The organism is Sporosarcina ureae, from assembly GCF_002101375.1.
Taxonomy (GTDB): Bacteria; Bacillota; Bacilli; order Bacillales_A; family Planococcaceae; genus Sporosarcina; species Sporosarcina ureae_B.
On record NZ_CP015207.1, the window covers coordinates 3,090,251 to 3,106,461 of the forward strand.

13 protein-coding genes are annotated in these 16,211 nt (G+C 40.6%); all 13 read left to right on the forward strand.

Annotation, left to right across the window (positions count from 1 at the left end):
• Positions 1-21 precede the first annotated feature (21 nt).
• The 13 genes from rpsO to SporoP8_RS15165 all read left to right on the forward strand — a co-directional run bounded on the left by rpsO (position 22) and on the right by SporoP8_RS15165 (position 16,211).
• Entirely contained in the window at positions 22-291 is a 270-nt protein-coding gene (rpsO, locus tag SporoP8_RS15105) for a 30S ribosomal protein S15 (protein ID WP_029053162.1), read from the forward strand.
• A 139-nt stretch (positions 292-430) separates the two neighbouring features.
• Entirely contained in the window at positions 431-2,563 is a 2,133-nt protein-coding gene (pnp, locus tag SporoP8_RS15110; protein WP_085133275.1) for a polyribonucleotide nucleotidyltransferase, read from the forward strand.
• Between the two features lie 90 nt (positions 2,564-2,653).
• Positions 2,654-3,913 (forward strand): M16 family metallopeptidase, encoded by a 1,260-nt coding sequence (locus SporoP8_RS15115; RefSeq protein WP_085133276.1) that lies wholly within the window; start codon positions 2,654-2,656, stop codon positions 3,911-3,913.
• A gap of 58 nt (positions 3,914-3,971) precedes the next feature.
• The gene (locus tag SporoP8_RS15120) at positions 3,972-4,250 is read left to right on the forward strand and encodes a YlmC/YmxH family sporulation protein (protein ID WP_085133277.1); all 279 of its coding nucleotides are present in this window, start codon (positions 3,972-3,974) and stop codon (positions 4,248-4,250) included.
• The gene (locus tag SporoP8_RS15125; RefSeq protein ID WP_085133278.1) at positions 4,243-5,049 is read left to right on the forward strand and encodes a hypothetical protein; all 807 of its coding nucleotides are present in this window, start codon (positions 4,243-4,245) and stop codon (positions 5,047-5,049) included. The genes SporoP8_RS15120 and SporoP8_RS15125 overlap by 8 nt, the downstream gene beginning before the upstream one ends.
• A complete protein-coding gene (locus tag SporoP8_RS15130; RefSeq protein WP_029053157.1) occupies positions 5,022-5,612 on the forward strand; it encodes a dipicolinate synthase subunit B in 591 nt (196 codons plus the stop codon). Before SporoP8_RS15125 ends, SporoP8_RS15130 begins: the two co-directional genes overlap by 28 nt.
• A 117-nt stretch (positions 5,613-5,729) precedes the next feature.
• A complete protein-coding gene (gene asd, locus SporoP8_RS15135; RefSeq protein WP_085133279.1) occupies positions 5,730-6,755 on the forward strand; it encodes an aspartate-semialdehyde dehydrogenase in 1,026 nt (341 codons plus the stop codon).
• Between the two features lie 46 nt (positions 6,756-6,801).
• On the forward strand, positions 6,802-7,692 hold the full coding sequence (dapA, locus tag SporoP8_RS15140) for a 4-hydroxy-tetrahydrodipicolinate synthase (RefSeq protein ID WP_232319168.1): 891 nt from the start codon (positions 6,802-6,804) through the stop codon (positions 7,690-7,692).
• A 113-nt stretch (positions 7,693-7,805) separates the two neighbouring features.
• Positions 7,806-9,473: a ribonuclease J gene (locus tag SporoP8_RS15145; protein WP_085133281.1), complete on the forward strand. Its 1,668-nt coding sequence runs from the start codon at positions 7,806-7,808 to the stop codon at positions 9,471-9,473.
• A gap of 88 nt (positions 9,474-9,561) precedes the next feature.
• Complete coding sequence (locus SporoP8_RS15150; RefSeq protein ID WP_085133282.1) at positions 9,562-11,910, forward strand: DNA translocase FtsK; 2,349 nt, start codon at positions 9,562-9,564, stop codon at positions 11,908-11,910.
• A gap of 348 nt (positions 11,911-12,258) precedes the next feature.
• A complete protein-coding gene (locus tag SporoP8_RS15155; RefSeq protein WP_085133283.1) occupies positions 12,259-13,347 on the forward strand; it encodes a BMP family lipoprotein in 1,089 nt (362 codons plus the stop codon).
• 259 nt (positions 13,348-13,606) lie between these two features.
• A complete protein-coding gene (locus SporoP8_RS15160) occupies positions 13,607-15,175 on the forward strand; it encodes an ABC transporter ATP-binding protein (protein ID WP_085133284.1) in 1,569 nt (522 codons plus the stop codon).
• On the forward strand, positions 15,165-16,211 hold the full coding sequence (locus SporoP8_RS15165; RefSeq protein WP_085133692.1) for an ABC transporter permease: 1,047 nt from the start codon (positions 15,165-15,167) through the stop codon (positions 16,209-16,211). Before SporoP8_RS15160 ends, SporoP8_RS15165 begins: the two co-directional genes overlap by 11 nt.

Sequence of the window (16,211 nt, forward strand, 5' to 3'; positions counted from 1 at the left end):
TTTATTTAGGAGGTGAAAAGGATGGCTATTACACAAGAGCGCAAAGCTGAATTGATCAACGAGTTCAAGACTCATGAAAATGATACTGGATCTGCTGATGTTCAGATTGCTATCCTTACTGAAGAGATCAATAACCTGAACGGCCACTTACGTACTCACAAGAAAGATCACCACTCACGTCGTGGTTTGTACAAAATGGTTGGTACACGTCGTCGTCTATTGAGATATCTACGTGAAACTAACGTTCAACGTTACCGTGATCTTATTGCATCACTTGGCTTACGCCGTTAATAAGACTGAGAAGCGGGCTTTGCCCGCTTTTTTCTATGGAATTAAGATGAAATATTTCGCATACATGTATCACGTTTGATACACTATTACTAATTACATACTAGATGTATACAGTTTTACAATAGAGAGGAGTTCTACAATGTCAGAACAGAAAAAAGTTTATACACTCGATTGGGCTGGACGTACGCTTACAATCGAAGCCGGCCAACTTGCAAAGCAAGCTAACGGTGCGGTGCTCGTTCGCTATGGCGAAACAACAGTACTTTCCACGGTGACTGCTTCTAAGAAACCAAAACCTCTAGACTTCTTCCCACTTACAGTGAATTATGAAGAACGCATGTACTCGGTTGGTAAGATCCCAGGAGGATTTATCAAGCGTGAAGGGCGCCCTTCAGAAAATGCTGTATTGACTAGCCGGTTAATTGACCGTCCAATCAGACCTTTATTCCCTGATGGCTTCCGTAACGATGTACAAGTGATTTCACTTGTTATGTCAGTGGATCAGGATTGTTCCTCTGAGATTTCAGCTATGATCGGGTCTTCTTTGGCTTTATCTATCTCGGATATTCCATTTGATGGTCCAATCGCAGGCGTTCAAGTAGGTCGTATAGATGGAGAATTCATCGTCAATCCTACACCGGATCAGCTTGAAACATCAGAAATTGATTTAGTCGTTGCAGGTACAAAACATGCAATCAACATGGTAGAAGCAGGAGCTAAAGAAGTTTCTGAAGAGATCATGTTAGAAGCAATTATGTTTGGTCACGATCAAATTAAGAAATTAGTCGAATTCCAAGAAAAAATTATAGCTGAAATTGGCAAGCTAAAGTTCGAAATTGAATTATTCGAACTGGATGCGGATATCAGTAAAGAAGTAAAAGATCGTTGTGAAAATGAACTTATGACAGCCATCCAAACTGAAGAAAAGCACGCGCGTGAAGAGGCAATCAACGAAGTGAAAGCAGCTGTACTTGAGCATTACACAGAAGCTGAAGCTGACGATGTGACAATTAAGCAAGTGAAAGCGGTTCTTGAGCAAATGGTGAAAGATGAAGTACGTCGTTTGATTACAGTCGACAAAGTTCGTCCGGATGGCCGTAGACTTGACGAAATTCGTCCATTATCATCTGAAACAGGACTCTTACCTCGCACGCATGGTTCTTCATTATTCACACGTGGACAAACGCAAGTACTAAGTGTATGTACATTAGGTGCGCTTGGTGAAAATCAGATTATTGATGGCATTGGTTCAGATGAGTCTAAGCGCTTTATGCATCATTACAATTTCCCGAACTTCAGTGTCGGTGAAACAGGTCCGATTCGTGGTCCGGGTCGTCGTGAAATTGGTCACGGTGCATTAGGAGAGCGGGCATTACTGCCTATGCTTCCAGATGAAGTAGAATTCCCTTACACAATGCGTCTAGTTGCTGAAGTATTGGAGTCTAATGGTTCTTCTTCACAAGCATCGATCTGTGCTTCTACAATGGCTATGATGGACGCTGGCGTACCCCTAAAAGCACCTGTAGCAGGAATTGCAATGGGATTGATCAAAAAAGATGAAGATTATTCTATTCTGTCAGATATTCAAGGAATGGAAGACCACTTAGGCGATATGGACTTTAAAGTAGCAGGTACTAATAATGGTATTACTGCTCTTCAAATGGATATCAAAATCGATGGTTTATCTCGACAGATTTTAGAAGAATCTCTTGCGCAAGCAAAAATCGGTCGTATCAAAATTCTGGATCATATGTTGACGACAATTTCTTCAACACGTGAAGAATTATCTGAGTACGCTCCGAAGATTATCGTCATCCATATCAAACCGGACAAGATTCGTGATGTGATCGGACCAGGTGGGAAAGTAATTAATAAAATTATCGAAGAAACTCAAGTTAAAATCGATACAGAGCAAGATGGAACGATTTATATCGCATCACCAAACTCTGAAATGAATGAAAAAGCTAAGAACATGATTGAAAATATCGTACGTGAAGCGAAAGTAGGCGAATACTACTTAGCAAAAGTTAAGCGTATTGAGAAGTTCGGTGCATTCTTAGAAATCTTCCCAGGCAAAGATGGCTTGCTTCATATTTCGGAAATTCAGGAAGCACGTACGAAAGAAGTGGAAGATGTATTAAAATTAGAAGATGAACTATTTGTAAAAGTAATTGAAATCGACAGACAAGGTCGAGTAAACCTTTCACGCAAAGTAGTCATTCTAGAAGAAAAAGAAAAAGAACAAAAACAAGAACAAGCTAACAAAGAATAAACAATCAACAATCAATCGGTCAAAAAAGCCTCTTCCTGCACAAGTTGCGGCGAAGGAGGCTTTTTGTACTTTACATAAGGAGTGAAATCTATGATTCAAAAATATAATTGTTCAAATGGTGTACGTATTATCCATGAAAAGATGCCACATTTACAATCCGTAGCGATCGGTGTCTGGGTGCACGCAGGTTCAGCCAATGAAACAAAAGAGCAAGAGGGAATTGCCCATTTTATTGAACATATGCTGTTTAAGGGAACAGATACACGAAGTGCACGAATGATTGCTGAGCAGTTCGATCAGATTGGAGGCGATCTGAATGCCTTTACTTCTAAAGAAATGACTTGCTATTACACTACTGTGTTAAGTCATCATGCCTCTTATGCATTGACAGTTTTATCCGATATGTTTTTCCATTCTCAATTTAAAGAAGAAGAGATGGAAAAAGAAAAGTCTGTCATCCTGGATGAAATATCTTCTGTCGAAGATATGCCCGATGAAGATGTTGATGAAAGATTATGGGCTGGAATGTTCCCGGAAGATGCTATTGGCAAGCCTGTAGGAGGACGAATTGAAACAATCAAGTCATTTACGAAAGAAATGGTTGAAGAATTCATGGCGAAACACTATCGCCCAGAAAATTTGGTCATTTCAATTGCAGGAAACTATGATGAACGTTTAATCAAGTTGATCGAGGCAAACTTCGGAAGCTATCAAAGTGAAAAACAGGATGCTATTTCGATAATAGAGGAAAGAGTACCGAATTTTACGGCACAACAGATTATCAAAGTAAAAGATATTGAACAAGCCCATGTATGCTTTGGTTATCCTTCCTTGCCTTCGACTCACGAAAGGATTTATGAGTTAAGCTTATTCGATAGTATTCTCGGCGGAACGATGTCTTCTAGGTTGTTTCAGGAAGTTCGAGAAAACCGCGGTCTAGCGTATTCGGTCCACACGTATTATGCTGCGTATGAAAATGCAGGTTCCTTTGTCATTTATTGTGGGACCTCTCCTGAAAACTTTCAAGAGACGTATCGTACAATCGACCAAGTGATCGCTGAAGTGCTTCATGACGGTCTTACAGATAAAGAATTGCACAATGCCAAAGAGCAACTTAAAGGCAGTTTTGTGCTCGGTTTGGAAGGCTCTGAATCACGTATGTATAGAAATGGTCGCAATGAATTAGTGCTTGGCAAACATCAGACAATCGATGAAGTAGTAGGACAAATTGAAAACGTTGAAAAACGAAGTGTCTATCGCCTAGGTGAGCAAATTTTAACAAGTGATCGTGCAACATCAATTATTGCGCCCAAATCAAATATTCAGCAATTAAAAAAACTACAGAACTAGTCGACTTCCCATCTCCCATACATATGATGAAAGAGATCTTATATAGGGGAGGACTTCCATGCGATTATCAGAACTGGCACAAAAAGAGCTGATTCAAGTAGAAGAAGGTATGAGGTATGGTTTTTTGGCGGAAACAGATTTGTTGTTCGACCGCAAAACAGGAACAATCATTGGATTTGAAATAAGGAAAAAGTTAGGGAAAACTCTTTTTAGGCAAAAAGACCAGGATATCATTGAATATATTCCATGGCATGAAATTGTGCTGGTTGGCGAAGATCGGATCTTGTTTGGCAAAACACATGAGCTGAACAGAAAGGAAGTGGAAGTGTATGACTAAATGGCTTGTGGTAGGCACCGATCAACGTTTGCGTATAGCGAATGAACTATTGGTAAAATCAGGAATTGACAGTGAATATATATGTACTGATACGTTTAATGAACAATTAAAGCAAACTCTGATTAGTACAAAGCCTGATCATCTTCTGCTTCCTTTATTGATGATGGAACAAAGCATACCTGCAGACTATTTGAAAGTAGGCTCTTCTGTTTATTCTGGTAGTACTTCAGCGGAATGGAGACAACAGCTTGTTGAGAAAGGTATTACGCATACGAATTATTTAGAAAATGAGCAATTCATTTGGAGAAATGCACAATTAACTGCAGAAGCGTTCGTTCATGTCTTTTATGAGCATACAAAACGCCAGATTGCGGGTAAGCATTTTTACATTGCAGGATTTGGCAGAGTAGGAAAAGCGATTGCTCATACATTGCATCAACTGCAAGCTACTGTCACAATAGTTGCACGTGCTGATGAGCAATTAGCAGAAGCGGAGATATTTGGATTTAACACACTACCGCTCAATGACTCTACAATATTCACACATGGCTACTTAGTAAACACTATTCCGGCTCCATGGCTCGATCCCAATCAAAGTGGTACTGTTCATGTTTTTGATGTCTCTTCAACACCTGGGTGCCTAAAGCATTCCAATTCCACTGAATACTATACGATACACCTCAAATTGCCCGGGAAGCATTTTCCTGAGGATGCGGCAGCTGTATTGGTTGACGCGATTTTGAGAATAAGTATAGACGAAAGGGGAACTAAATGCTCAAAGGAAAACGAATCGGATTAGGCATCACTGCTTCACATTGCACATACGACCAATTGCTTCCTATGATCGCTTCGTTGCAAAAAGAAGGAGCGATTGTCGTTCCAATTATTACACATTCAGTTCTTCATGCTGCAACGCGTTTTGGTACAGGTGAAGAGTGGATTAAACGAATAGAAGAAGCGACAGGCGAGAAAGTAGTGGCAAGTATTGTTGAAGCGGAACCATTCGGCCCATCCAATCCGCTTGATTGCATGGTAATTTCACCGCTTACAGGTAATTCCATGAGTAGGTTCGCTAATGCAGCCACTGATTCACCTGTTTTAATGGCGGCTAAAGCAACATTGCGTAATGGTAAACCGGTTGTACTTGGTATTTCTACAAATGACGCACTAGGACTTAACGGAATGAATCTCATGAAGTTATTGAATATGAAACACGTCTTTTTTATTCCATTTGGTCAAGATGATTGCATAAAAAAACCGAACTCCTTAATTTCTGATTTCTCATTATTACCCGCTACTGTTGCATCTGCGATAGATAGTAAACAATTACAGCCGTTACTAATAATTCATAATAATGCATGAAAATAGATTTTTAAATTCTGCAACATATGTTATAATTCGTTCAATAACAATTAACGAGACGAGGACTTTACAATCGGTCCTCATGATTGCTTGTTAATAATTGAAAGGAAGATATAGATGAAGAATGTTACTGTTGCAATTGTCGGCGCGACCGGAGCGGTAGGTACGAAAATACTTGAGAAGTTAGTGGAGCGTAATTTCCCTGCCACTTCCATTAAGTTACTTGCATCCAAACGTTCCGCGGGCAATGAAATCATAGCGGGTGGAAAAACGTACATTGTACAAGAAACGACTCCGGAAGCTTTTGAAGGTATCGACATTGCATTCTTTAGTGCAGGTGGGAGTATTTCCGAGAAGTTTGCACACGATGCAGTGAAAAGCGGAGCGGTTGTAATTGATAACACAAGTGCATTCCGCATGGACCCTAATACACCACTTGTCGTTCCAGAAGTGAATCCACAAGAGTTGAAAAACCATTCAGGAATCATTGCAAATCCAAATTGTTCTACTATTCAGATGGTAGCAGCGCTTAAGCCGATTAAAGACCAATATGGACTGAGCAAGCTAATCGTATCTACTTATCAGGCAGTTTCAGGTGCCGGTGTGGAAGCGATTGATGAATTAGCGGAACAAAGCAAGAAATTCACGGATCGTAGTGAAATACAAGCAGAAGTATTACCTTCCGCTTCTGCAAAACGTCATTATCCGATCGCATTCAATGCGATTCCACAAATTGATTCATTTGATGAGTCGGGCTATACATTGGAAGAACTGAAAATGATCAATGAAACAAAGAAAATATTCGGCGATCAAAACATGGCGGTAGCAGCGACATGTGTCAGATTACCAGTTGTATCTGGACATTCAGAATCGGTCTACATTGAAATTGACCAAGACAACGTCACAGTTAAAGATATCCAGTCATTGATGAGAAATGCGGAAGGAATTGTCTTGCAGGATGATCCGGCTTCACAACTCTATCCTATGCCACTTTATGCAGAAGATAAAGATGAAGTGTTTGTAGGAAGGATCCGTAAAGATTTAGATAACCCAAAAGGATTCCACCTCTGGATTGTATCGGATAACTTATTAAAAGGTGCTGCATTGAATTCAGTGCAAATCGCCGAGGCGCTTATCAAATAAATTAGTTTAGTAGAATGAAGAATGATAACGAAAAGGAATGATCAATGTGCAACTTGGAAATGTAGGGACAGCAATGGTCACTCCTTTTTCTCCTGACGGTACGATTGATTACGCCCAGACAACAAGCTTGCTTGAGCATTTGATCGCAAATGGGACAGATTCTGTCATCGTCAGCGGTACGACGGGTGAATCCCCAACGTTAACTAGTACGGAGAAGAAGGAATTACTGGACTTTGTAGTAAAGGTTGTGAATAAGCGTATTCCTGTGATTGCAGGCACAGGGACAAACAATACCGCTGAATCCATAGAGCTGACTAAGGCTGCTGAGCAATCAGGGGCTGACGGAATCATGCTTGTGACACCTTACTATAATAAGCCAGACCAAAAAGGTATGTATGCACACTTTTCAAAAATTGCTAACGCCACAACATTGCCTGTATTGCTATATAATATTCCGAGTCGTTCCATTGTCAACTTGCTTCCTGAAACCGTTATTGCATTATCGAAAATTGATAATATTAAAGCGATTAAAGAAGCGAGTGGAAATTTGGAGCAGATGGCAGAAATCATTGAAGGAACAGCGGAAGATTTTGAAGTGTACAGTGGAGATGATGGATTGACTCTGCCATTGCTTGCAATTGGCGGTAGAGGCATTATTTCAGTTTCTGCGCACATCGTAGGCAATGAAATGCAAAAAATGATTCAAGCTTTCCAAAATGGCAACATAAAAGAAGCTGCTGATCTTCACCGTTCATTATTACCGGTATTTAGAGCATTGTTCTCGACACCGAATCCTGTGCCCGTGAAATATGCGCTAGAAAAAGCAGGGGTACCAACAGGTGGCGTTCGTTTACCACTTGTGAAAATGGATGAAAAAGAAGCTGCGATAATTGATGAAACGCTTGAAAAATTTGAAAAAAGAACACGGATTCTGTAATAAACAAAAGCCGGACGACCATTCCGGCTTTTTTTGTTTGTACTGAACGCCTACTATCTCGTATAATGGAGTTTAGTCGTTGTGGGCGGGAATAGAATATAGGAGGAAACAATGTGACGAAAATACAAAATGAATTAATTAGAGTGATTCCACTAGGTGGAGTAGGAGAAGTCGGGAAGTCCATGTACGTCGTTGAAATTGACGATGAACTATTTATTATGGATTCCGGATTAATGTTCCCTGAAACGGAAATGCTAGGTATTGACTTCGTAATACCTGATATGACCTATCTGGAAGAAAATAAAGATCGGGTCAAAGGAATCTTTTTAACGCACGGCCACGAGGATGCAATTGGTTCTATTGCGTACCTATTACAGAAAGTACAAGCTCCTGTCTACGGTACAAAGTTGACATTAGCGTTAGCGAAAGAACATTTGAAGAAAATGCCAGCACCATCTAATGTTCGCTTCTTTGAAGTGACAAGCAAGAGCCGCATGAACTTCAAACGCACGCATGTAACATTCTTTTACACGACTCACAGTATCCCGGACTCTCTAGGGATTGTCTTCCACACAAGTGAAGGTGCAATCGTCAATACAGGTGAGTTTAAATTTGACCAAGCAGCAAAAGGCAAATATCGCCCTGATTTTGCGAAAATGGCTACACTTGGTGAAGAAGGCGTCTTTATCTTGATGTCCGATTCTACAGAAGCAGAGCGTCCGGGGTATACAACATCCGAGTCTGTAATTGAAAAACGTCTTTTTAAAACTTTCCACGAAGCACAAGGAAGAATATTAGTAGCCTTGTATGCATCAAACTTCATACGTATTCAGCAAGTACTAGATCAGGCAGCAGCTCAGAAAAAGAAAGTTGCAGTTGTTGGTAAAAGTTTAGAGAGCTACTTTGAAGTCGGATTAAAACTAGGCTATTTACAAGTGGAAGAAGATATTGTAATTCCAGTAAAAGACATGGAGCGTTATGATGATCAGGACATCGTAATTATTGTTACGGGTAACCAAGGCGAGCCACTAGAAGCGTTGGAGAAAATTGTCCGTAAACATCATAGAGAAATTAATATCAAAAGTTCAGATACGGTATTGATTACATTCACGCCATCTCCTGTTATGGAAACTTCCATGTACAAGATGATGAATGAATTAGCAAAGGCTGGCGCGACTGTACTGACGTCCACACGGAATGTACACGTCTCCGGTCACGGTTCCGCTGAAGATTTGAAAATGATGTTAAACTTGATGCAACCTAAATATTTTATTCCGATACAAGGGGAATATCGTATGCTGATTGCACACTCCAAGCTAGCTCAAGAAATTGGCCTGCCTAAAAACCGTATCTTCATTGCGGATAAAGGCGACATTGTTGAATTCAAGAATGAAAAGCTTCGTATGGCGGGTAGAGTACAAGCTGGTAACGTCTTGATCGATGGTATTGGTGTAGGTGATGTAGGAAACATCGTGTTGCGTGACCGTAAGCTATTATCGCAAGATGGGATCTTTACAGTCGTTGTGACATTGAACAGAAAGCAAAAACGAATCGCTGCAGGCCCTGAAGTCGTCTCAAGAGGTTTTGTCTATGTACGCGAATCAGAGGAATTATTTGAAGAAGCGACAAAGCTGATTACTAAAATTGTCGAAAAGTATGTGAATAAAGAAACATTTGAATGGACAAACATTAAACAAGAGATCCGTGAGACATTGAGTTCGTATTTATATCAGCAAACAAAACGTCGCCCTATGATTATCCCAATCATCATGGAATACTGATCCAAACTGTTTGTTGACTAATTAAAGAACAATTGGATTTCCATGCCTTTATGGCTGGAAATCTTTTTTTCAGAAAGGGGGTTGGCAAATGGCGAAGAAACGTGCTAAAAAGAGAGCACCAGCGAAGAAAAGACAACAGAAAAAACAGCAAAGTCAAATGCAACCACTCTGGTTTGAAATTTTAGGTGTCGTCTTAATCGGTATCGCAATTATCATGATCTTTGAATTCGGTGTCATCGGTCGAGGTTTATCGGCTTTCTCCCGATTCTTATTGGGCAATTGGTATGTTGCATTGCCATTTTTGATTATTGTACAAGCGTTGATATTCATGATCAAGAGACAAATAGGGGGATATAAGCACCGAATTGTCATCGGTTGTTTATTCATCTTAAGTAGTATGCTGTTGTTCAGTCATGTTCATTTATTTCAGACATTGTATGAAAGCAAAGTTCTGATGTCAAATTCTGCACTTAAGGAAACGTGGAAAGTTCTCATCACCAATGATGGTATACATGACCAAACAGGGACGCTGGGTGGCGGTATGTTGGGCGCTGTGCTGTTCGCGATGTTTTATTCACTAGTTGATTCATCAGGCGCTACAGTGGCCGGTGTGCTGTTACTGCTCATTGGTATCATTTTGTTGACGGGAAAGGCTTTGATTCCGTTTCTGGTCGAACAAACACCTATCTTGATGAATGCTATTAAGAAAAAGTGGGCAGCGAGAGAAAAGAAATCAGTCAAGTCACTTGAAGAAAAACGTAAAGAAAGTGCGCGCGGTAATAGAAAGACTAAGCCGAAGGCGAAGCCGGCAGACACTTCTGAAATGGAAGCAGTACATGATTATCCAGAACCGGCCAGTGAACCGATTATCTCTAGCTTCACGGCGAAAATCGAACAGGCTGCACAACCAGAAATTGTACAAGAAAAACAGTCGATAGATAAAGTGGACACTACACTTGATCCTAAAGATCCTGCGGTTGATTATCCTGTAATGGGTGGAGAGCAAGAAAACGAATCGTATATTCTACCTTCGCCCAATTTATTGGAACCGCCTGTAGCCAGTGATCAGTCTGGAGAATATGATTTAATTCAAGCAAACGCCAAAAAACTAGAGAAAACGTTCCTAAGCTTTGGGGTCAAAGCACGAGTGACACAAGTGCATTTAGGACCAGCTGTCACTAAATATGAAATCCTGCCTGATACCGGTGTGAAAGTAAGTCGCATTGTTAGTTTGGCGGATGATATTGCATTGGCATTGGCAGCTAGCGGAATTCGTATTGAAGCACCAATTCCTGGTAAATCGGCAGTTGGAATAGAAGTGCCAAACAATGCAGTGGCGATGGTAAGTTTACGTGAAGTGCTGGAATCTAAGGAAAATAATCCCCCCGAGTCCAAGTTGCTAGTAGGTTTAGGTCGTGATGTGACAGGACAAGCCATGATGACAGAACTTAATAAAATGCCTCACGTATTGATTGCGGGTGCTACGGGAAGCGGTAAAAGTGTCTGTGTCAACGGTATCATTATGAGTATCATCATGCGGGCGAAACCACATGAAGTGAAAATGATGATGATCGATCCCAAAATGGTAGAGTTGAATGTTTTCAATGGTATCCCACATTTATTGGCGCCTGTTGTTACGGATCCTAGGAAAGCGGCGCAAGCATTGCAACGAGTTGTCTCTGAAATGGAGCGCAGATATGAGTTATTTTCCCATACTGGCACACGAAATATAGAAGGGTATAATAACCATATTGAACAATGGAATGAAGAGCACGATGAGAAACATCCGCGGATGCCGTATATTGTTGTGATCGTCGATGAGTTGGCAGACTTAATGATGGTCGCGTCAAGTGACGTAGAGGATTCCATTACACGTCTCGCACAGATGGCGAGAGCTGCTGGTATTCATTTAATCATCGCCACTCAGCGTCCAAGTGTGGATGTTATTACGGGTATCATCAAAGCAAATATCCCTTCTCGAATTGCGTTTGCTGTATCTTCAGCAATCGACTCGCGGACTATTCTGGACGGTAGCGGTGCAGAGAAGTTGTTGGGGCGAGGAGATATGTTATTCCTGCCTGCTGGTGCTTCAAAACCTACACGTATACAAGGCGCATTTGTCTCAGATGAAGAGGTGGAAGCGGTAGTGAATTTCGTTATCGAACAACAAAAAGCTCAGTATCAGGAAGAGATGATTCCGACTGAAGTGGAAGTATTAGCTCCGCATGAAGAAACCGATGATTTATATGATGAAGCAGTACAAATGGTAGTAGAAATGCAAACCGCGTCCGTTTCAATGATTCAGAGGCGTTTCCGAGTTGGATATGCTAGAGCTGCACGTATAGTGGATCAAATGGAAGCACGTGGTGTGGTTGGACCCCCTGAAGGTAGTAAGCCAAGACAGGTATTACTCAATAAGTCAGAGCTGGAAATGTAAGGCTTCAGTTGTTCTTATTTTGATAAGTCGAAGTTATTCGTAATTTTGGCTAGATATTTCCTTCTACCTAAGTAAATGTTATAGTGAAGGTAGAAGGGAATTATCATTCCAGGCTATTAGAATAGAGTGTATCATCCAATATTTAGCAGAGCGGAAAGCGCTACCATGCAATGTAACACAGCCACTGTTTTTATGAACGTCAAAAGGGGAAAGGTAATAAATTCCCGAGTGATTAATTAACAATGATTCTTTCGTATCCAATTATTGGGTAAAAAGTAGTGTCGATAGGGTATAAGACGTATAGCGTCCTAACATAATACCAAAATTAGCCAGGGGAGGTCATTAATCATGAAAAAAAGAAAATTTGGTCTAGCGATGTCTTTAGTGTTAGCTGCAGGTACAATGTTAGCAGCATGTGGCTCTGACGATAAGGACAAAAACAATGCGGGTGAAAAGCCGGCAACAGGAGACAACGGTGAGAAAAGCGAATTCTCAATTGCTATGGTAACTGACGTTGGAGGAATTGATGATAAATCATTCAACCAATCTGCATGGAAAGGCGTTAAAGAATTCGGGGAAGATCAAGGATGGGAAAAAGGAACTGGCGGATACGATTACCTTCAGTCAACTGGCCCGGAAGATTATACAACTAACCTTAACAACTTGGCTCGTCGTGACTTCAACTTAATTTTCGGAGTAGGATTCTTGATGGAAGATGCAATTGAAGATATTGCAGCACAACAAAAAGATACTCAATTCTCAATTATTGATGGTGAAGTAGATGCTCCAAACGTAGCTAGCATCCTCTTTAAAGAACAAGAAGGCGGATACTTAGCTGGAGTCGCTGCTGGATTAATGACAAAATCAAATAAGATTGGTTTCATTGGTGGTATGGACAATCCTGTAATCGAGCGGTTTGAAGCTGGATTCCTTGAGGGTGTTAAATCAGTTAAGCCTGAAATCAAAGTAGATTCAAAATATGTAGGTGCATTTGATAAAGCGGAACTTGGTAAAGCTGAGGCGGGCCGTATGTATTCTTCTGGCGTAGACATTATTTTCCACGCTGCTGGCGGAACGGGTAACGGTGTATTCTCAGAAGCGAAAGAACGTAAGCAAGCAGATAAAGATGCATACGTATGGGTAATCGGTGTTGACTCTGACCAGTACGAAGAAGGTAAAGTTGGAGATGACAACGTTACACTTACATCTATGTTAAAACGTGTTGACGTAGCAGTTAAAGACATTTCCGATTTGTCAATGGCTGGTAACTTCCCTGGTGGGGAAACAAAAGTATATGGCCTTTCAGATGACGGTTTAGGTCTTGCTGATTCACGTGGCGCTATTCCACAAGACGTATTAGATCAAATTGATGAACATGCACAAAAAATTGCAAATGGTGAAATTGAAGTACCAGAGTTTGTAGAAAAAAAGAAATAAGGTCATTAAACAGATGAAGGCCGGTTTCATATCCGGCCTTCATTTCATTAAATTAATAAAATAAAGGTTCCTTGGTAATTGTTCCGGAACTTTTATTTTATTAATTTCTAAGATTAATAATAAAAAATATCTGTAAGCTACTTATAAAAATGGTAAAGCTTTCAACTTTTCACATGGGGGTTTTATCACGTATTATTGAAGAGAAGAGTCGTGCTACTTAATTCTATTGAATTCAATTATGGGCAAGGAAGTGATTGGGATGGATTATGTAATTGAAATGCTAGACGTTTCAAAAAAGTTCGGAAATTTCTATGCGAATGATCATATTACATTACAACTGAAGAAAGGCGAGATTCACGCATTGCTAGGTGAAAACGGTGCTGGGAAATCGACCCTAATGAATGTATTATTTGGTTTGTATCAACCGGATGGTGGAGAAATTCGTGTCCGTGGCGAAAATGTAGCCATCACTGATCCGAACGTGGCAAATGATCTAGGAATTGGGATGGTGCATCAGCATTTTATGTTGGTGGAGAATTTAACGGTTACCGAAAATATTATTTTAGGTAGTGAGCCAACTAAATCTGGAATTATCAACATTAAGGATTCTGCGAAAAAAGTAGCGGAAATTTCTAAGATGTATGGACTAGATGTGGATCCTTACGCCAAAATAGAAGATATTTCCGTAGGTATGCAACAACGTGTCGAAATTCTTAAGACACTTTATCGTGGAGCAGATATCTTAATATTTGATGAACCTACCGCATCATTAACGCCTCAGGAAATTGATGAATTATTGAATATTATGAAAAAGCTCGTTGCAGAAGGAAAATCAATCATCTTGATCACCCATAAACTGGCGGAAATTATGAATGTCTCAGACAAAGTAACTGTCATCCGCAAAGGTAAAGGAATTGGTACTGTTATTACATCGGAAACGAATCCCGAAGAGTTGGCGACGTTGATGGTAGGACGTCAAGTCACATTTAAAACGGAAAAAGGTCCATCTCATCCTACTGAAGAAGTATTGAAGATAGAAAATCTACAAGTTAATGACTACCGGGGTGTTGCTAAATTAAAAGGCCTTAATCTTTCAGTACGCCGCGGTGAAATTGTTGGAATTGCCGGCATTGATGGGAATGGCCAATCCGAATTAATCGAAGCAATTACTGGCTTAACTAAAGTGAAGAGCGGGAAGATTTTTATCAATGATGAAGATGTCACAAATAAAAAACCACGAAAAATTACTGAAACCGGTATTGGACATATTCCGCAAGACCGCCACAAGCACGGACTTATATTAGACTTTTCAGTGGCGTATAATACCGCGCTTCAATCGTATTATCATGAACCATTATCTAAAGGTGGAATCATGGATTATAAAGTGATCAATGAAAAAGCAGAAGAACTGATCAAAGAGTACGATGTGCGAACGCAAGGTACACATGAATTAGCGAGAGCATTATCCGGTGGGAATCAGCAAAAGCTAATCATCGGACGGGAAATTATGAGAAATCCGGATTTACTGATTGCGGCATTACCTACTCGTGGTTTGGACGTTGGAGCAATCGAGTTTATTCATCGGCGTCTAATTGAGCAACGCGACAGTGGAAAAGCGGTTTTACTCATTACATTTGAATTGGATGAAGTCATGAACGTTTCAGATAAAATCGCAGTTATTTATGATGGAACTATAGTAGGTACCGTAATTCCACAAGAGACAACGGAACAAGCACTAGGATTAATGATGGCAGGCCATTCAAAAGATGTTGCTGAGAAAAAAGTTCTAGCTGCTGAGAAGGACGGTGATGAACATCATGTCGAATAAAATGATCAATATACTGGTCCCGGTGATTTCGATCTTTTTAGGGCTCTTAGTAGGCGCGATCGTGATGCTGATCAGTGATTATAACCCAATCACAGGCTATATGGCATTATGGAATGGTATTTTCGGTGATTCTTATGCCATTGGTGAAACTATTCGTCAAATCAGTCCATACTTACTAGCAGGACTTGCAGTAGCGTTTGCATTTAGAACTGGACTTTTTAATATCGGGGTAGAAGGACAACTAATTGTGGGCTGGTTTGCTGCGGCCTACGTCGGGATGGCGTTCGATCTTCCTAAAATTATTCACTTACCTTTTGCACTCATAGCAGCTGCTGTTGCTGGGGCACTCTGGGGACTTGTACCAGGTATTTTGAAAGCAACATTGAAAGTACATGAAGTTATTGTCACGATTATGATGAACTACATTGCCTTACATGTGGTTAACGCATTAATTAAAACACTCTCCGGTGGTGGATTCAAATTGGAGCGTATCCATGAATCGGCCTCGCTTCGGTCAGAGTTCTTATCAAATCTAACGGACTACTCCACATTGCATTACGGAATATTCGTAGCATTGGCTATGGTTGTTGTCATGTGGTTCATTTTAGAGAAAACGAAGACTGGATATGAATTGAAATCTGTAGGATATAACGATAATGCAGCCCGATATGCGGGGATGAGCGCCAACAAGAATATTATTCTTGCAATGGTCATTTCTGGTGCGTTCGCTGGATTAGGAGGCGCGATGGAAGCGCTTGGTACGTTTGGTAACATGTCTTCCATGGGTGGCTTTACAGGGATCGGTTTTGATGGAATCGCTGTAGCCTTACTTGGTGCGAATACGCCACTTGGTGTCATCTTCGGGGCCACATTATTCGGTTCATTGAAATATGGTGCGAATAATATGCCGAATGAAGCAGGCATTCCAGTAGAAATTGTTTCAATTATTATAGCATTGGTTATTTTCTTTGTTGCTTGCGGATACATCATCCGTGTAGGACTCATACGTTTGCGCAACAAGAAGGAGGCAAAGTGA

Excerpts from the sequence above, each read along its gene's own strand:
- rpsO (WP_029053162.1), top strand. The coding sequence starts at position 22 with ATGGCTATTACACAAGAGCGCAAAGCTGAATTGATCAACGAGTTCAAG.
- pnp (WP_085133275.1), top strand. The coding sequence starts at position 431 with ATGTCAGAACAGAAAAAAGTTTATACACTCGATTGGGCTGGACGTACG.
- SporoP8_RS15115 (WP_085133276.1), top strand. The coding sequence starts at position 2,654 with ATGATTCAAAAATATAATTGTTCAAATGGTGTACGTATTATCCATGAA.
- SporoP8_RS15120 (WP_085133277.1), top strand. The coding sequence starts at position 3,972 with ATGCGATTATCAGAACTGGCACAAAAAGAGCTGATTCAAGTAGAAGAA.
- SporoP8_RS15125 (WP_085133278.1), top strand. The coding sequence starts at position 4,243 with ATGACTAAATGGCTTGTGGTAGGCACCGATCAACGTTTGCGTATAGCG.
- SporoP8_RS15130 (WP_029053157.1), top strand. The coding sequence starts at position 5,022 with ATGCTCAAAGGAAAACGAATCGGATTAGGCATCACTGCTTCACATTGC.
- asd (WP_085133279.1), top strand. The coding sequence starts at position 5,730 with ATGAAGAATGTTACTGTTGCAATTGTCGGCGCGACCGGAGCGGTAGGT.
- SporoP8_RS15150 (WP_085133282.1), top strand. The coding sequence starts at position 9,562 with ATGGCGAAGAAACGTGCTAAAAAGAGAGCACCAGCGAAGAAAAGACAA.
- SporoP8_RS15155 (WP_085133283.1), top strand. The coding sequence starts at position 12,259 with ATGAAAAAAAGAAAATTTGGTCTAGCGATGTCTTTAGTGTTAGCTGCA.
- SporoP8_RS15160 (WP_085133284.1), top strand. The coding sequence starts at position 13,607 with ATGGATTATGTAATTGAAATGCTAGACGTTTCAAAAAAGTTCGGAAAT.
- SporoP8_RS15165 (WP_085133692.1), top strand. The coding sequence starts at position 15,165 with ATGTCGAATAAAATGATCAATATACTGGTCCCGGTGATTTCGATCTTT.